At 64.1% G+C, this 20,921-nt stretch carries 17 protein-coding genes; 10 read left to right on the top strand and 7 right to left on the bottom strand.

Translation table 11 applies throughout. From position 1 onward, the window contains the following. Positions 1-22 precede the first annotated feature (22 nt). The 4 genes from frr to rpsB form a co-directional block, all read right to left on the bottom strand. Entirely contained in the window at positions 23-580 is a 558-nt protein-coding gene (frr, locus tag T31B1_RS07610) for a ribosome recycling factor (RefSeq protein WP_353248894.1), read from the bottom strand. Further along, the gene (gene pyrH / locus T31B1_RS07605; RefSeq protein WP_353248893.1) at positions 577-1,326 is read right to left on the bottom strand and encodes a UMP kinase; all 750 of its coding nucleotides are present in this window, start codon (positions 1,324-1,326) and stop codon (positions 577-579) included. The genes frr and pyrH overlap by 4 nt, the downstream gene beginning before the upstream one ends. A gap of 175 nt (positions 1,327-1,501) precedes the next feature. Continuing rightward, positions 1,502-2,383 (bottom strand): translation elongation factor Ts, encoded by an 882-nt coding sequence (gene tsf, locus T31B1_RS07600; protein WP_353248892.1) that lies wholly within the window; start codon positions 2,381-2,383, stop codon positions 1,502-1,504. A 71-nt stretch (positions 2,384-2,454) separates the two neighbouring features. Further along, on the bottom strand, positions 2,455-3,366 hold the full coding sequence (gene rpsB / locus T31B1_RS07595; RefSeq protein WP_353248891.1) for a 30S ribosomal protein S2: 912 nt from the start codon (positions 3,364-3,366) through the stop codon (positions 2,455-2,457). A 246-nt stretch (positions 3,367-3,612) separates the two neighbouring features. Between rpsB and map the strand changes: the two genes are divergently transcribed. From map to dapE, 6 genes are all read left to right on the top strand, one after another. Continuing rightward, entirely contained in the window at positions 3,613-4,380 is a 768-nt protein-coding gene (gene map / locus T31B1_RS07590) for a type I methionyl aminopeptidase (RefSeq protein ID WP_353248890.1), read from the top strand. After that, positions 4,380-7,037, top strand: coding sequence for a [protein-PII] uridylyltransferase (glnD, locus tag T31B1_RS07585; protein WP_353248889.1), 2,658 nt, complete (start codon positions 4,380-4,382; stop codon positions 7,035-7,037). Before map ends, glnD begins: the two co-directional genes overlap by 1 nt. Before the next feature lie 11 nt (positions 7,038-7,048). After that, positions 7,049-8,251, top strand: coding sequence for a succinyldiaminopimelate transaminase (dapC, locus tag T31B1_RS07580; protein ID WP_353248888.1), 1,203 nt, complete (start codon positions 7,049-7,051; stop codon positions 8,249-8,251). Positions 8,252-8,365: 114 nt separating this feature from the next. Next, entirely contained in the window at positions 8,366-9,190 is an 825-nt protein-coding gene (gene dapD, locus T31B1_RS07575) for a 2,3,4,5-tetrahydropyridine-2,6-dicarboxylate N-succinyltransferase (RefSeq protein ID WP_353248887.1), read from the top strand. Further along, the gene (locus T31B1_RS07570; protein WP_353248886.1) at positions 9,190-9,540 is read left to right on the top strand and encodes a Spx/MgsR family RNA polymerase-binding regulatory protein; all 351 of its coding nucleotides are present in this window, start codon (positions 9,190-9,192) and stop codon (positions 9,538-9,540) included. Before dapD ends, T31B1_RS07570 begins: the two co-directional genes overlap by 1 nt. A 4-nt stretch (positions 9,541-9,544) precedes the next feature. Beyond that, positions 9,545-10,696 carry a succinyl-diaminopimelate desuccinylase gene (dapE, locus tag T31B1_RS07565; protein ID WP_353248885.1) on the top strand — a complete coding sequence of 384 codons (1,152 nt, stop codon included), beginning with the start codon at positions 9,545-9,547 and terminating at the stop codon, positions 10,694-10,696. 27 nt (positions 10,697-10,723) lie between these two features. Here the strand turns inward: dapE and T31B1_RS07560 are convergent, their stop codons facing one another. From T31B1_RS07560 to T31B1_RS07550, 3 genes are all read right to left on the bottom strand, one after another. Further along, a complete protein-coding gene (locus tag T31B1_RS07560; protein WP_353248884.1) occupies positions 10,724-12,547 on the bottom strand; it encodes a patatin-like phospholipase family protein in 1,824 nt (607 codons plus the stop codon). A 127-nt stretch (positions 12,548-12,674) separates the two neighbouring features. Beyond that, positions 12,675-12,968, bottom strand: coding sequence for a hypothetical protein (locus T31B1_RS07555; protein ID WP_353248883.1), 294 nt, complete (start codon positions 12,966-12,968; stop codon positions 12,675-12,677). Between the two features lie 191 nt (positions 12,969-13,159). Beyond that, positions 13,160-14,452, bottom strand: coding sequence for an MATE family efflux transporter (locus T31B1_RS07550; protein ID WP_353249594.1), 1,293 nt, complete (start codon positions 14,450-14,452; stop codon positions 13,160-13,162). A 423-nt stretch (positions 14,453-14,875) separates the two neighbouring features. Between T31B1_RS07550 and T31B1_RS07545 the strand changes: the two genes are divergently transcribed. The 4 genes from T31B1_RS07545 to T31B1_RS07530 all read left to right on the top strand — a co-directional run bounded on the left by T31B1_RS07545 (position 14,876) and on the right by T31B1_RS07530 (position 20,909). Then, positions 14,876-15,325 carry an META domain-containing protein gene (locus T31B1_RS07545; protein WP_353248882.1) on the top strand — a complete coding sequence of 150 codons (450 nt, stop codon included), beginning with the start codon at positions 14,876-14,878 and terminating at the stop codon, positions 15,323-15,325. Between the two features lie 232 nt (positions 15,326-15,557). Beyond that, on the top strand, positions 15,558-16,388 hold the full coding sequence (gene imuA / locus T31B1_RS07540; RefSeq protein ID WP_353248881.1) for a translesion DNA synthesis-associated protein ImuA: 831 nt from the start codon (positions 15,558-15,560) through the stop codon (positions 16,386-16,388). Then, on the top strand, positions 16,348-17,778 hold the full coding sequence (locus tag T31B1_RS07535; RefSeq protein WP_353248880.1) for a Y-family DNA polymerase: 1,431 nt from the start codon (positions 16,348-16,350) through the stop codon (positions 17,776-17,778). The genes imuA and T31B1_RS07535 overlap by 41 nt, the downstream gene beginning before the upstream one ends. Further along, positions 17,775-20,909, top strand: coding sequence for an error-prone DNA polymerase (locus T31B1_RS07530; protein WP_353248879.1), 3,135 nt, complete (start codon positions 17,775-17,777; stop codon positions 20,907-20,909). Before T31B1_RS07535 ends, T31B1_RS07530 begins: the two co-directional genes overlap by 4 nt. The last annotated feature ends 12 nt before the right edge of the window (positions 20,910-20,921 follow it).

Here is a 20,921-nt window from a genome sequence, read left to right as displayed (position 1 = left end):
GGGTCTGCCGGGCCGAGATCGCTCAAACCGTCATGATCTCCTGCTCCTTGTCTTCGAGCAGGCTATCGATACGGCCGATATGCTTGTCGGTCAGGTTCTGGATCAGATTCTCGCCGCCGTGCTGGTCATCGGTACTGATCTCCTTTTCGCTGGCCAGTTCCTTGAGCGTGGAGTTGGCATCGCGGCGGATATTGCGCACCGCCACACGACCGTCTTCGGCTTCGGCACGAATGACTTTGACCAGATCACGGCGTCGTTCTTCGGTCAGCGGCGGCAGGACCACCCGGATCACCTGTCCGGCCGTGGACGGGTTGAGGCCCAGATCGGCGCTGAGGATCGCTTTCTCGATCTTGTTCACCATCGTCTTCTCGTACGGCATGATGCTGATCGTACGCGCATCTTCCGTCGAGACGTTGGCAGCCTGGTTCAGCGGGACTTCGCTGCCATAGTATTCCACGGTGACGTGATCCAGCAGGCTGGTGCTGGCGCGACCGGTGCGAATCTTGCTGAAGTTGTCACGCATGACGCCGATGGTCTTTTCCATGCGTTGCTCGGCGTCCTTGAGAATATCGTCAATCATGCCTTGTCTCTTGTCAGATTGTTGTCGACCAGCGTGCCGACGTTGTCCTCGCCGAAGACGATACGCTTGAGATCGCCGGTACGATTGATGTCGAACACCCGCAACGGCATCCCGTTGTCCCGGCAGAGCACGATCGCGGTTGTATCCATGACTGCAAGGCGCTGGTCGATGACCTCGTCATAGCTCAGATGTGAATAGCGTTTGGCGCTGGCATCCCGCTTGGGATCGGCCGTATAGATGCCATCCACCTTGGTGGCCTTGAGCATGAGATCGGCATTGATCTCAATGGCTCGCAGGCTGGCGGCCGAATCGGTCGTGAAGAACGGGTTGCCAGTGCCGGCAGCGAATATCACGACGCGCCCTTTTTCCAGATGACGAATCGCCCGGCGGCGGATGTAGTCCTCGCAGACCTGGTTGATCCGTACCGCCGACATCACGCGGGCCGTCATGCCGGCATGCTCGATGGCATCCTGCAGGCCGAGGGCGTTGATCACCGTGGCGAGCATACCCATCTGATCGCCTGTGACGCGATCCATCCCGCGACCGGCCAGCCCGACCCCGCGAAAGATGTTGCCCCCGCCAACGACCAGGGCGACTTCCACACCGGCGTCGATGAGTTCCTTGATCTCGGCGGCGAGCCGTTCGACCACGTCCGCCGAAATACCGTAATCGGCGTTGCCCATGAGCGCTTCGCCACTGAGCTTGAGCAGAATGCGTCGAAAGGTGGGCGTGCTGTTCTGAGTCATCGACAAAGGGGTGCGTACTGCGGCATGGGCGGCTCCTGGCCAGCGAACGATAACACGGCGTCTTTACAGCGCGTATTCGAATCCCGGCCGGTGCCTGACCGGCCGGGGTGTGAAAACGAGCTCGACGGACGCAGACAAAAAAAAGCCGACTGCCATGCAGTCGGCTGGTGGCCGGTCAGGCCGTTTTTTCGGCTTGCGCCTTTACCTCTGCGGCGAAGTCTTCCTGTTTTTTCTCGATCCCCTCGCCGACTTCCAGACGAGCGTAGTCGGTGATCGTGGCGCCGTGCTGCTTGCACAGTTTCTCGACGGTCACGTCCGGATCCTTGACGAAAGGCTGTCCCATCAGTGTGATCTCGGCCAGGTACTTGCGCAGTCGACCTTCGACCATCTTCTCGATGATATCGGCCGGCTTGCCCGAATCCTGGGCCTGATCGATGAGCAGCTGCTTTTCAGCATCTCGGGTCGCCTGCGGCACATCGTCTGCCGACAGATGGGCCGGCGCAGTAGCGGCCACATGCATGGCCAGATCGCGAGCCAGCGATTCGTCGCCACCCTTGAGGGCAACGGCGCTGCCGATCCGCACGCCGTGCAGGTACACGTCCAGCTTGCCTTCGCCGGCCTCGATACGACGGAAACGGCGAATACTGATGTTCTCGCCAAGTTTGGCCACCAGTGCACGTCGACGCGCATCGACCGATTCGCCGTCGATCTCGAGCGCAACCAGCGCGTCGACATCGTCCGGGCTTTCATCGAGCGCGCCCTGGGCCAGCTGCTCGGCAAAGCGGATGAAGTCTTCGTTCTGGGCCACGAAGTCGGTTTCACAGTTGACTTCCAGCAGCACCGCCACGGTCTGATCGGAAGATACCGCGGTTGCGATACGGCCTTCGGCCGCCACGCGGCCGGCCTTCTTGTCGGCCTTGGCCAGCCCTTCGCGACGCATGTTGTCGGCCGCGGCGTCGATATCGCCATCGGTGGCCACGAGCGCCTTCTTGCATTCCATCATGCCTGCGCCGGTGCGTTCTCTGAGTTCCTTTACCAGAGCTGCGCTAATCGCCATGAGTGATTACTCCAAAAATTCGGTAGGACGGAGACGGCCAGCATCATGCCGACCGCCTCGTTCGGTCGGTATTACTTGTCGGCCTGCTTGGGATCCGACTCTTCCGGCTGTTCGGCGGGCACCGAAGCCACGTCGCCCAGCGACGCGGTAGCGGCCGGCTCGGCTTCACCCTGAGACTCCTGAATGACGGAGTTCTGGGTCGCCTCGCTGGCGGCCTGGGCCTCGGCCGGCTTGCCGGGTGCGTGGGAGGCGCCCTCTTCCTGGACCTCGACGACATCGGCATCGCCAGAGAAGTCGCCCTTGCTGCCACGACCGGCCAGCACGGCGTCGGCCACCATTTCGGTGTAGATACGGATCGCGCGAATGGCGTCGTCGTTACCCGGAATGACCACGTCGATGTTGTCCGGCGAGCAGTTGGTGTCGACCACGGCGATCACCGGAATGCCCAGCTTGCGAGCCTCGTCGACGGCGATCTTCTCGAACCCGACGTCGATCACGAACAGCGCATCCGGCAGGCTGGTCATTTCCTTGATGCCGCCGATGCCGCGCTCGAGCTTGTCGCGTTCACGGTGCAGATCCAGACCTTCGCGCTTGTTGAGCTTGCGGATCGAGCCGTCCTCGATCATCTGCTCCAGATCGTGAAGACGCTGGATCGAGTTCTTGACCGTCTTGAAGTTGGTGAGCATGCCGCCGAGCCAACGATGGTTGACGAACGGCATCCCGCAGCGCTGGGCCTGCTTGCCCACAGCTTCACGCGCGGCGCGCTTGGTGCCGACGAACATGACGTTGCCGCCGTTGGCCGACAGGCGGCTGATATAGTTGTAGGCATCCTTGAAGAGCGGGAGCGTCTCTTCGAGGTTGATGATATGAATCTTGTTGCGATGGCCAAAGATATAAGGGGCCATCTTGGGGTTCCAGTAACGCGTGCGATGGCCGAAATGGACCCCCGCCTCCAGCAACTGGCGCATGCTGATCTGACTCATGGATTGTCTCCGGGTTGTGGCTTACGCGCATCCCATGAAACAACCTCCTCGAACGTCTCGGAGGCACCCCGTTTCATGTGTCGACACACGTGCGGATTTTCGATAACGAATGCGGTCGAATTCCGACCGTTGCAAGCGTCGCGTTGCCGCGAACGCGAGCGGTTTATACCATAGCCGCCCTGATCAGGCTAGCGCCGCGTGCCTTCGCGACGCCTCATTCAACGTGTATACAAGGATCGTGGCCCCATGAGCGTGACCATCAAGACGCCCGAACAGCAGGACAAGATGCGCGAGGCCGGCCGATTGGCCGCGCAGGTTCTGGACATGATCGGCCCCTATGTCCAGCCCGGGGTGACCACCGACGAGCTCAACACACGCTGCCACGAATTCATGGTCGAAGAGCTGGGCACGACGCCGGCGCCGCTGAATTACCACGGCTTTCCGAAATCCGTCTGCACGTCGATCAACCATGTGGTGTGCCACGGCATTCCCGGCGACAAGAAGCTCAAGAAAGGCGACGCGCTGAATATCGACGTGACGCTGATCAAGGACGGCTACCACGGAGACTCGTCGCGCATGTACTTCGCCGGCGAACCGTCGATCAAGGCCCAGCGGCTGTCAGATATCGCCCAGGCGGCGATGTATGCCGGCATCGAGGTCGTACGGCCCGGCGCCACGCTGGGCGACATCGGCGCGGTGATACAGGAATACGTGGAATCGCGGCGCTGCTCCGTTGTCCGTGAATACTGCGGTCACGGCATCGGCCTGGGTTTTCATGAAGAACCCCAGGTCCTGCATTACGGCAAGGCCGGACAAGGCCTGACGCTGGAAGCCGGAATGACGTTCACCATCGAGCCCATGGTGAATGCCGGCAAGCGCCATGTGAAGGTGTTGCCCGACGGGTGGACGGTCGTCACCAAGGACCATTCGTTATCCGCGCAGTGGGAACATACCGTGCTGGTTACCGATGACAGCGTGGAAATCCTGACCCCGAGCCAGCTGGCGGAACGCTAGTGCAGCCCGCCGAGTCGTCCCCGCCCGAATACCGCGGCCTGAGTGACTGGGCCGAGTTTCTGGACGGGGTGGCCGCGCTCGATGCCACCGCGATTCCGCCGGCGCGCGACAAGCTGCGCGAGGGCCAGCAACGCATTGCCGATGCCTTCCGGGGCGGCGCGCATGTCGATGTACTGGTCGGCGCGCGCAGCGACCTGGTCGATGCCGTGCTCAGCAACGCTTGGCAGGCACTGGTCGATACACGCAACGCCTGTCTGGTCGCGGTCGGCGGCTATGGTCGCGGCGAACTGCTGCCACATTCCGATATCGACCTGCTGATCCTCTATCGCGACGGCTGTCTGGAGTCGGTCGGACCGGCCCTCGAAGCGTTCCTGACCTATCTGTGGGATATCGGCCTGGAGATCGGCCACAGCGTGCGTTCCCCGAGCGAGTGCGCCGAGCAGGCGGCAGGCGACATCACGATCATGACCAATCTGATGGAGTCGCGCACTCTCGCCGGGGATCCGGCGCTGTTCGCCGCCATGCGGGCGGCCACCTCCGCCGAGCATATCTGGTCGTCGGCCGATTTCTTCACGGCCAAGGTCGAGGAACAGTCGGCACGTCATGCCCGCTACGACGAAACCGCCTACAAGCTCGAGCCGAATGCGAAGGAATCGCCCGGCGGCCTGCGCGATATCCAGACCATCGCCTGGGTCGCCAAACGCCAGTTTTCTACCCAGACGCTCGACGGTCTGGTCGATTACGGTTTTCTCAGCGCTCGCGAGTTCACCGAGCTAAAGCGCGGCCAAGCGTTTCTCTGGCGCGTGCGGTTCGCGCTGCATACGCTGACTGATCGAGCCGAGGATCGCCTGCTGTTCGACCATCAGATCCAGATCGCCCAGATGCTGGGTTACGAGGATAAGGAAAACAGTCTCGCCGTCGAGCAGCTCATGCAGCGTTATTACCGAAATATCAAGGCATTGACTGCGCTTAATGATATTTTGCTGCAACTATTCTCCGAGGCGATCCTGCATCAGGGCGAAAGCGAACGCGCGAAACCGATCAACGACCGGTTCCAGTCCCGCCACGGGTTCATCGAAGTCACGTCCGACGATGTCTTTGCCAAGACACCGAGCGCGCTGCTCGAGATCTTCTATCTCATGCAGACCCGGCCGCGGCTGACCGGTATCCGTGCCCACACCCTGCGGCTCATGCGTGCCGAGCGCCATCGTATTGATGAAACCTTCAGAAATTCACTGCATTGCCGCCGCCTTTTCACCGAAATTCTGCGTCAGCGCAGCGGTGTGACCCGGGCCCTGCGTCGTATGAATCGTTATGGCGTGCTCGGCCGTTATCTGCCGAATTTCGGCAAGATCATCGGTCGCATGCAGTACGACCTGTTCCACACCCTGACCGTCGACGAACACACGCTGTTCGTGATTCGCAATCTGCGCCGACTCGCCCTGTCGCGGTTCGATCATGAGCTGCCGTTCGCCAGCGAACTCATGCAATCGCTCAACAAGCCCCAGATCCTGCTCATTGCGGGGTTGATGCACGACATCGCCAAGGGCCGTGGCGGAGACCATTCCGAGCTGGGCGCGGTCGATGCACGGGCGTTCTGCGAGAACCACGGTATCTCCTCAGAGGACACTGAACTGGTGTGCTGGCTGGTGCGCCAGCATCTGCTGATGTCGATGACCGCCCAGCGACGCGATATCAACGACGTGCTCGTGGTCAACGAGTTCGCGCGCGAGGTCGGCACCCGCGAACGCCTGGACCGGCTGTTCCTGCTCACCGTCTGCGATATTCGTGCTACCAACCCGAATCTGTGGAACTCGTGGAAAGAAAGTCTGCTGATCGACTTGTATACCAGCACCCGGCGCGCGCTTGAGCGCGGCCTTGACGATCCGCTCGACGAAGAGGAACTGATCGCCGAAACCCGCAGTGCGGCTGCGGCGCTGCTGACCCGCAGCAAGGTCAATACGCCGCGGTTCAAGGCCGTATGGGAACGATTCGAACCCGACTATTTCCTGCGCCACAGCCCCGAGGAGATTGCCCGCCAGACCCGCGCGATCGTGACACACGATAACGATGCACCACTGGTGTCGCTGACCCATATCCACGATCAGGGCACCACGCTGTTCGTGTACACCCGGGATCGGGATTACCTGTTCGGCGTGACTACGGGCGTACTCGCCCAGCTGGGCCTGTCGATTCTCGATGCCCGCATCAACTCGACCCGGGACGATTACACCCTGGATACTTATGTCGTCTGCGATGAACACGGCGGCCCGATCGACGACGAATACCGGCGGCAGGAGGTCGAAGCGGCGCTCATGGAAGCGATCGCGGATCCGGCTATCGAAAGTATCGACGTCACCCGCCGTGCATCGCGGCGGAGCAAGTATTTCAACGTGCCGACGCAAATCTACTTCAGCCAGGCTACCGAGCGAGCCTGTACGGTCATGGAGGTAGTCACCGCCGACCGGCCGGGCCTGCTGTCGATGATCGGCGACGTATTCCATCGTTTCGGTATCGTCATCGAAACCGCCAAGATCGCGACCATCGGCGAACGCGCCGAAGACGTGTTCTTCATCACCGACCAGCAGGGCGAGCCGTTGTCGGATCGTGACTTCATGAAAGAACTTCGCCGTACGCTGACCCTCGAATTGGATTAAGGCCTTTGTTAATGAACCCTCGTCTGCATGCACTCCAGCCCTATCCGTTCGAACGGCTCGCGAACCTGCTCGCCGATATCGAACCTGCAGCGGGCCAGAGCCCGATATCGCTGGCGATCGGCGAGCCTCAGCATCCGGCGGCCGAGGTCGCCGTGGCCGCCCTGGCCGATCATCTGCAGGGCATGTCGCACTATCCGCCCACCAAGGGCGGCGCGGAACTGAGACAGGCCATCGCACAGTGGTTGTCGTTTCGCTTTAACTTGCCTTCCCAGGCCGTTGATCCTGAAAGACATATACTGCCTGCGGCCGGCACTCGGGAAGCACTGTTCTCGTTTGCTCAGACGATTGTCGACCCGCGCCCGGAGCACGCGGCGGTCGCGATGCCCAATCCTGGCTATCAGATCTACGAGGGGGCGACGTTGCTGGCCGGCGCTCAGCCGCTCTATCTGCCGTGCCTGCCCGAGACCGACTTCCTTGCCGATCTGGACGCGCTTTCGCCCGCACGATGGGATCGCGTCCAGCTGCTCTATTTATGCTCGCCAGGCAATCCCACCGGGGCCGTGGCCGATCGGGACTACCTGCTGCGCGTGCTTGAACTGGCCGAGCGCCACGATTTCGTCATCGCTGCCGACGAGTGTTACAGCGAAATCTATACCGACGAGGCCGATCCGCCCCCAGGCCTGCTGGATGTCGCCCACGCCAATGGCCGAACCGGCTTCGAGCGCTGTGTGGTCTTCCACAGCCTGTCCAAGCGTTCGAATCTGCCCGGCCTGCGATCGGGTTTCGTGGCCGGTGATGCCGAGCTCATCCGACAGTTCCTGCGCTATCGCACTTATCACGGCGCCACGCTGGGCGGCCACGTGCAGGCCGCAAGCATCGCCGCCTGGCGCGACGAGACGCATGTACGCGAAAACCGCGCACGCTATCGGGACAAGTACGATGCCGTGATGCCGCTGCTCGATCCCCTGGCCGAGGTGGTCCGGCCGCGGGGTTCGTTCTATCTCTGGCCGGCACTTGGCCGGGACGACGAAACACTCGCCGTAGCCGCGCTGCGCGACGAAAACCTGCGGGTGGTACCCGGGCGCTACCTGGCGCGCGAGGCCGGAGGCATAAACCCCGGCCAGGGTCGTCTGCGACTGTCGCTGGTCGCCAGCACCGCCGACTGCGTCGAGGCCGTGACGCGGCTTGCGCGCGTCTGTCAGACCATGGGCTGACACAGGTCTCGCCGCGGCCGTCCGGGTGAATGTCGCCTGCCCCTGCGTTAGAATCCGCGCGGTTCACAGACCGCACAGAGACAGCCCTGCGCTGTCGACAACAAGGATATCCTCATGGCCGACCCCCAGCAGATCATCGAAGACGCGTTTGAAAACCGCGACCGGATCTCGCCCGACTCAGTCGATGCGTCCGTACGGGAGGCGGTCGACAGTGCTCTGGCCATGCTCGATTCCGGCCAGGCGCGTGTCGCCGAACCCAGCGGCGACGGCTGGACCGTCAACGAATGGCTCAAGAAAGCGGTACTGCTTTCGTTCCGCCTGCACGACAACGCACCGATCGAAGGCGGCCATACCCGTTATTTCGATAAGGTCCCGTCCAAGTACGCCGACTACACCGCCGAAGACTTCAAGCGTCAGGGCGCGCGTATCGTGCCGCCGGCCATGGTTCGTCGCGGAGCGCATATCGCCCCCAACGCCGTCATCATGCCCAGCTACGTCAATATCGGCGCCTATGTCGGGGCGGGTACCATGATCGACACTTGGGCGACCGTGGGTTCCTGTGCCCAGGTCGGCGAAGGCGTTCACTTGTCCGGCGGCGCCGGGCTGGGCGGCGTCCTCGAGCCGCTGCAGGCCGCGCCCACGATCATCGAGGACGGCTGTTTCATTGGTGCCCGCTCGGAGATCGTGGAAGGGGTGCGCATCGGCCGCGGTTCGGTGATCTCCATGGGGGTGTTCATCGGCGCATCCACGCCGATCTATGATCGCGAGGCCGACACGATCGTGCACGGGCACGTACCGGCCGGCTCGGTAGTGGTCGCGGGCAGCTTGCCGCGCGACAACGGCCGCTATGCCATCAACGCCGCGATCATCGTCAAGAAGGTCGACGAAGGTACGCGTGCCAAGGTCAGCGTCAACGACCTGCTGCGCAACGTCGAATAATGGTTGCGCTGTACGGCATCCACACTTGCGATACCTGCCGCAAGGCGCGCCAATGGCTGGACCGGGCCGGTATCGACTACCGATGGGTCGATGTGCGCGCCGATGGCGTCGATCGGGCCCGTCTGCGCGCCTGGTACGAAACGCTGGGGCCTGATGCCCTGCTCAACAAGCGCAGCAAGACCTGGCGCGATTTCGATGGCCAGCAGCGCCAGGCCGCCGAGCGCGAACCGGTAGCCGTACTCGGCGAGTATCCGACGCTGATCAAACGACCCATCCTGGAAACGTCGACCACGACCCTGGCCGGTTTTTCGGCCGATCGCTATGCCGCCGTGTTCGCCGGCGCCGACTGAGCCCATGAGCACGGACAGCACGGAGTCGCCGGCGCTGGCACTTGCACGCGCGCTCATCCGCCGGGCCTCGGTGACGCCCGAGGACGCCGGCTGTCAGCAGGAAATCGCACAGCGCTTGGCGACGGCCGGGTTCACGATCGAGCACCTGCGCTTCGGCGAAGTCGACAATCTCTGGGCCGTGGCCGGCACACAGGGCCCGTTGCTTTGTCTTGCCGGGCATACCGATGTGGTCCCACCCGGCCCGCTCGAATCCTGGACGCATCCGCCGTTCCAGGCAGACATCGACGACGGGTGGCTCTACGGTCGCGGCGCGGCCGACATGAAATCCAGCCTGGCCGCCATGGTGTGCGCCGCCGAGCGTTTCCGGGCGGCTCACCCCGACCACCCGGGGCGGCTGGCGTTTCTGATTACCGCCGATGAGGAAGGCCCGGCCGTCGACGGCACGAAGGCAGTGGTCGCCGCGTTGGCCGAACGCGGCATCACACTCGACTACTGCCTGGTCGGTGAACCGTCGAGCAGCCGTACACTCGGTGATACCGTCAAGAACGGACGACGCGGAAGCCTCAATGCCTGGCTTCGGATTCAGGGCCGCCAAGGCCATGTCGCCTATCCACAGTTGGCCGACAATGCGCTGCACCGCGGCCTGGCGCTGCTCGCCGAACTGGCCGCTCATCACTGGGACGACGGCGACGAATTCTTTCCGCCTACTTCATTCCAGGTCTCCAATCTCACGGCCGGAACCGGCGCCGAGAACGTCATCCCTGGAGTGGCCGAGGCGCGTATGAACTGGCGCTTCAACCCACAACAGAGCCGGGAATCGATCGTGGCTCATGTCGAGGCCCGTTGTCATGCCCACGGCATTCCAGCGCAGGCGATCACCTGGCGTCTGTCCGGTATGCCGTTCATTACCCGAACCGGCCCGCTGATCGAGGCGACTCGCGCGGCGATCGATCAGGTCACCGGCGCCGAGCCGGTATTGTCGACCGCCGGTGGCACCTCCGATGGCCGTTTCATTGCCCCGACCGGAGCCGAGGTGGTCGAACTGGGACCGCTCAACGACACGATTCATCAAGCCGACGAACGTATCGCCGCTGGCGACGTGGCGCGTCTGAGCACGATCTACGAAGGCATCATCACACGTCTGCTGAGCGCCTGAACGGCGCAGCGGCGGCGCATTGCGCGTTCATCGGTGACGGCGATTGGCGCTGACGCGCTCGGTCATGCGATCGGGCCTTGCCGCGAGCCACTCGTCGAGTTTCTGGTCGGCATGGTGGTAGGCCCGGAACACGATCTCGTCGAGTTCATCCCAATCGAACATGCTGACACCGCCGACCGGCATATGCAGCACCAGATCCGCACGGGCGTCGATATCGCGGCTTTCTCGCTCGCTGGTCAGCGTGGCGGTATGAAACAGGATCTTGAACATGTTCAGGTGACGCGCTCCCGGGCCCAGCGACAACAGCGATGTCGTTTCGGCGTCTTCGGCCATGTCCACACGCAGATTGGCTTGGCGCGAGACATCGGAGACGATGATCTGGCCCCGGCCCAGGCGAGCCATGGTATCGAACGGAATCGCGCTCAGCAGGCCGCCATCGACGAGCAGATCCCCGCGATGAGCGATCGGCGGCGCGATGCCGGGCACCGCCATGCTCGCGCCGACCCAGGTCGCGAGCTCGCCTTCGTCATGAACTACGGGCACGCCCTTGGTGAGATTGGTGCTCAGGCAATAAAACGGCAGATCGAGATCCTCGATACGCCGGCTGCCGAACAGGTTGACCAGTTGGCGATGGAATTTCTCGGCGCTGATCAGCGAAATCCGTGACAGCGAATAATCGTTCAGGAACTTGCCGGTCACGAACGTCTCCCGCAGACGGGCCAGCATCTGCTGGGCGTCCAGGCCCATCGCGAGCATCGCTGCCACCATCGCGCCCATACTGGTCCCGCCGACCGCGTCCACGGGGATGCCATGCTCGGCCAGCGCACGGATCAGCCCTAGGTGCGCGAACCCGCGTGCCCCGCCACCGCCCAGCACCAGACAGACGCTGCGTCCGGACACCATGCGCGCCAGCCGGGCCATGTCCTGCTCCGGCAGGTCACGATTGATGCGATGATGGAATGCCGCGCCGGCGACATCGCGCCAGGCACGGGCGGAATGACCGCGCTTCGAACCACTCAGCACGATCATTTCCTGTGGGGCACGCAGCTTCTGTTCGGCGATCCAGGCGAGATTGCGCGACACGAAGGGCCGTTGATCGTCATGGGCTACGAGCAGGATCCGATCGGCCTGACGCAGGCATCGTCGAGTCCAGGCATCGGGTTCGGTGCTCCCTTCATAAACCATGTAGCGATAGCGATCTTCCAACTGGGTCAGCCAGCCGGTCAGACGGCGGTTGGCGTCGCCCGCGCCGGCATCGACCAGGGCCGTCCCCTCGCCCATGGCCTGGCCCACGCGTGCCGAATCCAGGCGCAGCGTCGCGCCGGCCTGGCCGAGTTCCGCCGACAATGCCCGTGAAAACGCCTGCAGATCGACGCCCGGATGGGCGGGCACGATCGCATAGGTACGCGTGCTCCGAACGCTTTCGCGCTGAGGCACCGGCTTGACCGCGCGCAGCCGATCCACGATGGTCCGCGTCACCCGCAGCATCGCCTTGGGGTGGCGCACCACCAGATCCTCGAAGACTTCACGCGAGATACGCACGAGCGTGGTATCCCGCAACGCGAAGGCGTCGGCCGAATGCGGCTCGGCCGTAATCACCGTGATCTCGCCGACGGTATCGCCGGCCCCTATTTCACCGAGCAGCAACGGCGTACGCGCAGCACCGGGGTCGACCACCCGCACACGGCCACTCGCCACCAGATACAGCGCATCGCTCGGCTGACCGACCCGGAACAGGTATTGGCCGCCGGCCAGTTCGATCCACTCCGCGTTGGCCACGACCGAACGCAACGCACGACGATCCAGATCGCGAAACAGGGCGCTGGCCTTCAAGGCCGAGTAGATATCCATAGGGGTATTCTAAACGTAGCGCGGGCTGCGGCCTGCCGATCGGCACACACTAAAAGGCCCGGCATGGCCGGGCCTTTCATGCACTCGAACGCACGGCCAGACGCATGCGCGTCCGAGCCCTGCGGCTTCAGCGAATGCTTGCCGTGGCATCCATGGCCGATACGCGGGCCTGGCTGCGATCGAGCAACTCGATCTGGCTGCGGGTGGCCGGCACGTCTTCGTGGGACGGATCACTGGCACGCAGGGCATCCGACTGATCCGGCGCATTGCGTAGCAGCGCGGCTTGCGAGGCCGAAACCGGCGTTGCGCTATCGAGGCGGGTGTCGGTATCGGCGGCACTGGCCGAGGCACAAACACCGCCCAGACTCAACAGGCCAATAGCCAAGGGGGCGATCGCGTAACGGGTGAAGATCTGGGTCATGACGAAACTCCTTTGAAAGACAAATCAACGAATCGAAAATCGGTTGCCAACAGAGATGGGCTCACCGGGAGCGCTTTCAAGCGCTGCAGTGCAGCAATTTTCAATTGATTGGTTTTTAGTCTCAAAAGACTTCTTTTCGTCGCATTTTCGACGACGTTCATAGCAATCGTCGATCGGGTTATCAGAGCTGTCTATGACGATTTTGTCTGCGCCTCTGCGGGCAGACGCTTCATGCGTTGCGAAAATATCCACCAGGCCAGTCCCCCGGCAAGCAGATTGCCGGCCGCGGCACCGACCCCGACGAACGGCATGCTCCGGCCCAGCCAGACGCCCAGCGCCACACAAGGCAGATAGCAGAGGAACAGCCGAGCGAAAGACAACAGCATGGCCCGAACCGGCCAACCCAGCGCGTTGGCCGCCGAGACCGCGAGCATGCACAGGCCCAGCAGCGCATAGCTGGGCAGCATGAACCGGATCAACCAGGTCAGCGACCCAGAAACATCGGCACTGTCGGTGAGCAGCCCGGCGATCCAGGGCGCGGCCAGCGCCATGACGATGCCGAGGCTCAGCTGCCAGACGAGGACCGCTTGGCTGGCGATATACATGAGGTTGTGTACTCGCGGCCAGTTGCCGGCACCGTAACAATGGCCCAGCCACGGCGGCAGCGACATGGTCAGCCCCAGGACGATCATCAGCGATACGGTCTCCAGGCGGCTCGCCAATCCCCAGGCCGCCACCGCCGGTTCACCCAGCGTGGCGATCAGACCGGTGGCAATCATCGCCGACAAGGGCGGCATGAGCTGGCTGAGCATCGCCGGCCCGGCAATGAGCGCAAACGCGCCGGTCGAGCGTCGTGCCTCAGCTACCAGACCGTGCATGCTCAGCCAGTGGTGATAGGACAACCGCCAGACCAGCACACCCAGGCCGATCACGAATGCCGCCACCGTGGCCCACGCCGCGCCGGGCAAGCCAAGCCCCGCCCAGGGCCCGATACCGAAGATCAGTACCGGGTCGAGCACCAGATTGCAAAGACTGGTCAGCACCATCAGCGTGCCGGGCAGACGGGTGTTGTTGTGGGCCCGAAACAGCGTGTAACCGAAATACAGCAGCGCAGACAGCCAATTGGCCAGCAGTTGCACCGGCCAGTAACTGTCGATCAGCGACAGCGTTCTCCCCTCGGCGCCCAACGCCGCAAACAGCGGTCGGTGGAATATCCACAAACCGAGCGCGATGACCCCGATGATGGCCGCGCCGCCGAAAACCACGAGGCTGCCCAGACGCCGTGCGCGCTCGGCCTCGCCGGCGCCCATGGCCCGCGAGATGAGCGCGGCAATGGCGATGCCGAGCCCGACCTGCACACCGATGATCAGAAACGTCATCGGAAAGGTGAACGACTGCGCGGCCAGGGCCACGGTGCCCAAGCGCGCCACAAACGCCGAATCGACGAGCTGAAAACCCAGCAACGACATCACGCCGAGCGCCATCGGCCAGGTCTGGGCGAACAGCTGGCGGCGCAGCGGATTCAGGTCGGTAGAACGGGCAGACACGAACAACGGTTTCCGACGATAAAGCGGAGCGGGATTCTACGCCACTCCGATACCTGGCCGGACCCCGGCCCGATGATCGCGGGCCTGCATGGCCCTGCGAAAGCTGGGGTGCCGCACGCGTCTCATGCTGTGCGTCGGACAAATCGTTTATCGATTCAGGCCTGACGGCAGGCCAGTCGCACGTCGCACTCGGCCTGTCGAAGCGGGCAACCCCATGCGTGCAGCACAGCCGGCAGACATTCGCCCGCCGTGTCGGGCGCGATCGCCAGCAACCCCTGCCCCGGGTCGGACTTCGGCACCGACTGGCACGAAACATGGCCAGCCTCTAGGCTGTTGCTTTTCCTCTATCGGTAACGGTTCATGCGACATTCGACTGCTGGCTATCTGCTGATCACGCTCATGACCATGCTGCTGCTGGGCGGTTGCCAGAGCGCACCCGCCCCGGACCGGCCGGGCGACATGCCGCTGGTCAATACCTACTGGAAACTGATGTCGGTGAACGATCAAACGGTCACGGTCCGCGACGGCCAGCGGGAACCGAATATCGTGCTGGATGCCGAGGGCCACCGCCTGCGCGGGCATACCGGCTGCAACCGCATGGCCGGCAGTTACACCAGCCGTGGCCACAGCCTGACCTTCGGCCCGATCACCACCACGCGCATGTTCTGTGCCGATAGCGCCGACACCGAACAGGACCTGCTCGACGCGCTCGAACATACCGCCCGTGCACATATCCAGCAGGATCGACTGACCCTAGAAGATGCCGATGGCCAGCCGCTGGCACGTTTCGAAGCCCGTCTGATGCACTAGGGCCCTACGCGCCGGCATATGGCCTACGCTCGCCCAACACCACGGGACGACCGGCGCCAACCTGAACCGCGAACCGACGACCGATAACGGGTTAATACAGCGCACGGCCAACGGTCATACACGGCCGATACCGCCACAAACTCGTCCCCGGTCAACCGCATGTCAGGCCCTGGGCGCTTTGAGACGACGATAGGGGTAGGCACTGGCCGATTAACTGTATATAAATACAGTTATGGACATTGCATCTTTTTCTTCCGCTTCGAATACATCCAGGCCCGGCCGAGCCGAGCTGGAAGCCTACTGGCAGCGTTTCGGTATTCACCGAGCCAGTCGTCAGGCCGAAATGACCACACTGAGCACCGGCTGGCCACGTCTGGACCGCCTGCTGCCCGGCGGCGGCTATCCGTTGAGCGCGGTCACCGAATTGCTCTATCGCGATGCCGGCATCGGCGAATTGACTCTGCTGCTGGGCACGCTTGCCGAGCGCCTGGCCTGCCAGTCGGGTCGTCGTATCGCGCTCGTCTCGCCGACCCATTCACTCAATGCGCCGGCCCTGGCCACATCTGGTATCGACTGTGCACGCGCACCGGTCATCCACTGTCGGGACGATGCCGAACGTGTCTGGTGTATCGAACAGATGGCCCAGACGCAGGCGTTCTGTGCTTTCGTGCTCTGGAGCGACACGCTCGACTATCGAGCCATCCGGCGGCTCCAGCTGGCGGCTGAAAACGCAACCAGCCCGGTGTTCGTCTATCGCCCGTTGCGCTGTGCGACCCAGCGCTCTCCGGCCGCGCTTCGCCTGGCGATCAGCGGCCGCCGTGCCGGCCAGCGGTTGGAGATCATCAAATGCCGCGGCCCGGCCGGGGCCCGCCTCAATGGCCTGTGCGCTGGCGACCACGCCAGCTGGCAGCGACCCGATACCGAAGCCGATCTGGCCAGCCTGACCCGGCCCCGGGCCCACAACGACCTGCCGGCTGCCGAACATGGCCGGCCTGTGCCACCCGCTACCAACGGTGCCCGTCATGTGGCTCGCGCTGCGTTTCCCCCATTGGGCGCTCGATAGCCGGACCCCGGCCGATCGGGCGTACGATCGAGACACCACGCTCATCGCCGATCACCGGGACGGCCGACGGATCGTGGTGGCCGCCGGCGAGACTGCCGAGCGGGCCGGCATCACCCGCGGCATGGCTTTGGCCGATGCCCGTCTGCGGCTGCCTTCGGCGCTGGTTCACGAGCGGGGTATCGCCGCCGAACAGGCGGCATTGCAGCGTCTGGCGGGCTGGGCCTGGGGCTACAGCAGCCAGGTACATGCCGCCACGGGCCGGACGGCTTCCGACTGTACGCATCTGGTGTTCGAGATCGGCGCCAGCCTGCGCCTGTTCGGCGGCCGGCGTGCGCTGCTGGGCGCCGTCCGTCAGGATTTGTCTGCCCGGGCCTATCGTTTTCATGCCGGCGTCGGTCTTTCACCCCAGGCAGCGCTGGCTTTTGCGCGTGCTTCGCATACCAAACGCGGAGCCGATCTGGCGGGGCTGCCGTTGAGCTGTCTGGATCTGGAGCCCCGCACCGCTGCTTCGCTGACTGCCAGCGGGCTGCAATTCACCGGCGAACTGCTGGCCCTGCCACCGGCCTCGCTGGCCAGACGCTATGGCCCGGCCCTGCTCGATTATCTGGAACGTCTTCGTGGCCGCCGGCCTCACGGGCTGGCGCTGTATCGTCTGCCCGAGCGCTATCGCACCCGGCATGAGCTCATCGGCGCGGTCGAGACCACCCAGGGCCTGAAGTTCGTCCTGCGGCGCGCCTTGAATGAACTCGCCGCGGTTCTGCGCGGTGCCGATGCGGCCATACAGCAGCTGGCCTTGACGCTCGTACACGATCGTCATCCTCCTACCCGTCTGTGTCTGCGGCTGGCCCGCCCCTCTCGCCAGGCCGACCATCTGGAGCGCGTGGTGGCCGAACGGATGGCCCGGGTGAAACTGTCGGCGCCGGTGCTGGAAGTGGGGCTGGCCACCGACCGCTTGCGGCGCGTCGAGGCGCACCAGGAGGCTCTCTGGCAGGATGCCTCGGCCTCGACGAGCGACGACGATTGGCCGGCCGTGCTCGATCGCATACGGGCCCGGCTGGGCCACGACGCGGTCGGCTGGCTGCATGGCCAGGCCGATCACCGGCCCGAGCGGGCCAGCGTCATGCGCGATCACCCACCGACTGAAAGCGCCTGTATTGCAGCCCCTCGCCCGCTGTGGCTGTTTGCCACCCCGCGCCCGGTTACCGGAGACATGCTGGAGTTTGTCACCGATGCCGAACGTATCGAGACCGGCTGGTGGCAGGAGGGCGTTCGCCGGGACTACTTCCGTGCCCGCGATACACAGGGGCGGCTGCTCTGGGTCTATCGCGAACTCGATCGGCGCGAACGCACCGCGCCGGGCCAGTATTATCTGCACGGTCTGTTCGGATGACGGCTACGCCGGCGAACGAGCCGATCGCCTATGCCGAGCTGTGTTGTGTATCGGCCTTTTCCTTTCAGCGCGGTGCTTCCACGCCGGAAGAACTGGTCGCACGCGCCGCCGAACTCGGCTACCGGGCGATCGCGATCGCCGACGAGGCCAGTCTTGCGGGCGCGGTGCGGGCCCTGGTCACCGCCGAGGCCTGCACCATCAAGCTGGTACTGGGGGCCCGCTTCGTGCTCGACGAGGGGGTCACGCTGGTCGTACTGGTACGCAATCGGGCCGGCTATACCTGCCTGTGCCAGCTGATCACCACCGCCCGGCGGCGCGCCGGCAAGGGAGACTACCGCCTCGGCCGTGCCGATCTGGAAGCCGTTGATCTCGATGACTTCTGGCTCATCTGGCTGCCCGATTTCGACACCCCGCCCACGCCTGCGGTTTTCGACATGCTGGGGTGGCTGGCCGTGCACTACCCGCACAGGGCACGAATCGCGCTGGCGCTGCATCGCCAGGCACAGGACGCGGTACACCGGCAACGTCTGGACCGGCTGCGTGCCCAGTACGGCCTGCCGATCGTCGCCGTTGGCGATGTACACATGCACAGCCGCTCAAGGCGTGCGCTACAGGATGTGTTCACTGCGCTGCGTCAGGGCACCACCGTGGCCGAGGCCGGGCTGACGCTGGCCGCCAACGGCGAACGCTATCTGCGCCCGCGTGCCACTCTGGCCCGGCTCTACCCGGCCGCCACGCTGGCTGCGGCCGTGCGCGTGGCCGACGACTGCGGTTTTTCGCTGCGCGAGATCCACTACGACTATCCGGCCGAGCTGGTGCCGGCCGGGCTGAGCGCGGCCGGCCATCTGCGCGCGCTGGTCGAACAAGGCGTGCGCACACGCTGGCCGGGCGGTATCGGTCAGCCGCTGCGCGAGCAGATCGACCGGGAGATGGCGCTGATCGAGCGCAAGCGCTATCCGCATTATTTTCTGACCGTGCACGATATCGTCGTTCATGCCCGCAGCCGCGGGATTCTTTGCCAGGGCCGCGGATCGGCGGCCAATTCGGTGGTCTGTTTCTGTCTGGGCATCACCGAAGTCGATCCCACGCGACACCAGCTGCTGTTCGAGCGCTTCATCTCCGACGACCGCAACGAGCCGCCCGATATCGATGTCGATTTCGAGCACGAGCGTCGCGAGGAGGTCATCCAGCATATCTATGCCAAGTACGGTCGCAACCGGGCCGCACTCGCAGCCACAGTCATCCATTACCGCCCGCGCAGCGCGATGCGCGATGTCGCCCGTGCCCTGGGCCTGAGCGTCGATCAGATCGACACTCTGGCCGGCGCGCTTTCTCGACGCGCCGATGACGGCACGATCGAAGACCAGCTCGACGAGCGTGGGATCGATATCGGCGAGGACACCCTGCACCGGATTCTAGTGCTGATGGATACGTTGATCGGCTTTCCCCGTCATCTGTCGCAGCATGTCGGCGGTTTCGTGCTTTCACAGTCACCTCTGTCGGAACTCGTACCGGTCGAGAATGCAGCCATGGCCGAGCGCACGATCATTCAGTGGGATAAGGACGACTTGGAAACCGTGGGCCTGATGAAGATCGACGTGCTCGCGCTCGGCATGCTTTCCTGTATCCGTCGCTGTTTCGACCTGATCAAGGCTTACCGCGGCCGTCACTGGACCATGGCTACCCTGCCCGGCGGTGACCAGCCGACCTACGACATGATCTGTGCCGCCGATACGGTGGGCGTATTCCAGATCGAGTCGCGAGCACAGATGTCGATGCTGCCGCGGCTCAGGCCCCGCCGTTTCTTCGATCTGGTGGTGGAGGTTGCAATCGTACGCCCCGGGCCGATCCAGGGCGGCATGGTCCATCCTTATCTGCTCAACCGGGAAAAAACCCCGGAGGAGATCGACTATCCCAGCGAGGCGCTGCGCGAAGTGCTGCAACGCACCCACGGCGTGCCGATCTTCCAGGAACAGGTGATGAAGGTCGCAATGGTCGCAGCCAATTTCAGCGCCGGCGAGGCCGATGGCCTGCGCCGCTCCATGGCTGCATGGAAAAAGAAGGGCGGCCTGGAGCCGTGGCGGGACCGGCTCAAGTCCGGCATGGCCGCCAACGGCTACGACGAGGCATTCGCCGATCGTATCTTCGAACAGATCAAGGGCTTCGGCAGCTACGGTTTCCCCGAGTCGCACGCGGTAAGTTTCGCGTTGCTGGTCTATGTCTCGTCGTACCTGAAATGCCACGAGCCCGCCGCGTTTGCCGCGGCGCTGCTCAACAGTCAGCCGATGGGGTTCTATGCACCCGCCCAGATCGTGGCCGATGTCCGCCGTCACGATGTGATCGTGCGGGGCGTGGACGTACGTCATTCAAGCTGGGAATGCACGCTCGAGGATGGCCCCGGCCAGCCTGCATCCGCCCGCCGGCCGCCAGCGCTACGCCTGGGCCTGTGTCTGGTCAAGGGCCTGGCCCCGGCGGCCGGGCAGCGGCTGGTAGCTGCACGCCAACGGCGCGGCTTCGACAGCGTCGCCGACCTGGTTACCCGAGCCGCCCTAGACCGTCGCGCACGCGACGCCCTGGCCCGCGCCGACGCGTTGCAAGGGCTGGCCGGCCATCGCCACGCCGCGCAATGGCAGATTGCCGCGGCCAACGTACACGACGACCTGTTTGCCGACCTGCCCGCCCCTGAAACACCGACCAAACTGCCGGCCCCGCGCGAAGCGGCCGATATCGTGGCTGATTACGCCGCCACCGGCCTGACACTGCGGCGACACCCGATGGCACTGCTGCGTAGCCGTCTGGATGCCACCGGCGTGCTCGATGCCGCCCGTTTCGGCGAGCGTCCCAACGGGCAGGCCGTACATGTCGCCGGTATCGTGACCATGCGCCAGCGGCCCGGCAGCGCCAAGGGCACAACGTTCATCACGCTCGAGGATGAAACCGGGCATGTGAACGTGATCGTTCATCGCGGACTGCTGGATCGTTACCGGATCGCTGTACTGAGTGCACGACTGTTGCGCGTGCTGGGCACCATGCAGCGCGCCGGACCGGTCACCCACTGCGTGGCCCGTCATCTGGTCGATGACAGCCGCTTGCTGGGTGCGTTGGACACGCGATCGCGTGATTTCCACTGACCTTGGTGGCCG

Source organism: Salinisphaera sp. T31B1, assembly GCF_040361275.1.
In the GTDB taxonomy this organism is placed as follows: Bacteria; Pseudomonadota; Gammaproteobacteria; order Nevskiales; family Salinisphaeraceae; genus Salinisphaera.
The sequence above is the reverse complement of the archived record's forward strand: the minus strand, read 5'-3'. Positions and strand labels throughout refer to the sequence as shown.

Bases quoted from the DNA above. Each gene is read 5' to 3' on its own strand.
- dapE (WP_353248885.1), top strand. From the start codon at position 9,545: ATGAGCACGGACAGCACGGAGTCGCCGGCGCTGGCACTTGCACGCGCG.
- dapC (WP_353248888.1), top strand. From the start codon at position 7,049: ATGAACCCTCGTCTGCATGCACTCCAGCCCTATCCGTTCGAACGGCTC.
- T31B1_RS07535 (WP_353248880.1), top strand. From the start codon at position 16,348: ATGTGGCTCGCGCTGCGTTTCCCCCATTGGGCGCTCGATAGCCGGACC.
- map (WP_353248890.1), top strand. From the start codon at position 3,613: ATGAGCGTGACCATCAAGACGCCCGAACAGCAGGACAAGATGCGCGAG.
- imuA (WP_353248881.1), top strand. From the start codon at position 15,558: ATGGACATTGCATCTTTTTCTTCCGCTTCGAATACATCCAGGCCCGGC.
- pyrH (WP_353248893.1), bottom strand. From the start codon at position 1,326: ATGACTCAGAACAGCACGCCCACCTTTCGACGCATTCTGCTCAAGCTC.
- T31B1_RS07570 (WP_353248886.1), top strand. From the start codon at position 9,190: ATGGTTGCGCTGTACGGCATCCACACTTGCGATACCTGCCGCAAGGCG.
- frr (WP_353248894.1), bottom strand. From the start codon at position 580: ATGATTGACGATATTCTCAAGGACGCCGAGCAACGCATGGAAAAGACC.
- T31B1_RS07560 (WP_353248884.1), bottom strand. From the start codon at position 12,547: ATGGATATCTACTCGGCCTTGAAGGCCAGCGCCCTGTTTCGCGATCTG.
- T31B1_RS07550 (WP_353249594.1), bottom strand. From the start codon at position 14,452: ATGGCGCTCGGCGTGATGTCGTTGCTGGGTTTTCAGCTCGTCGATTCG.
- rpsB (WP_353248891.1), bottom strand. From the start codon at position 3,366: ATGAGTCAGATCAGCATGCGCCAGTTGCTGGAGGCGGGGGTCCATTTC.
- tsf (WP_353248892.1), bottom strand. From the start codon at position 2,383: ATGGCGATTAGCGCAGCTCTGGTAAAGGAACTCAGAGAACGCACCGGC.
- T31B1_RS07545 (WP_353248882.1), top strand. From the start codon at position 14,876: ATGCGACATTCGACTGCTGGCTATCTGCTGATCACGCTCATGACCATG.
- T31B1_RS07530 (WP_353248879.1), top strand. From the start codon at position 17,775: ATGACGGCTACGCCGGCGAACGAGCCGATCGCCTATGCCGAGCTGTGT.
- dapD (WP_353248887.1), top strand. From the start codon at position 8,366: ATGGCCGACCCCCAGCAGATCATCGAAGACGCGTTTGAAAACCGCGAC.
- T31B1_RS07555 (WP_353248883.1), bottom strand. From the start codon at position 12,968: ATGACCCAGATCTTCACCCGTTACGCGATCGCCCCCTTGGCTATTGGC.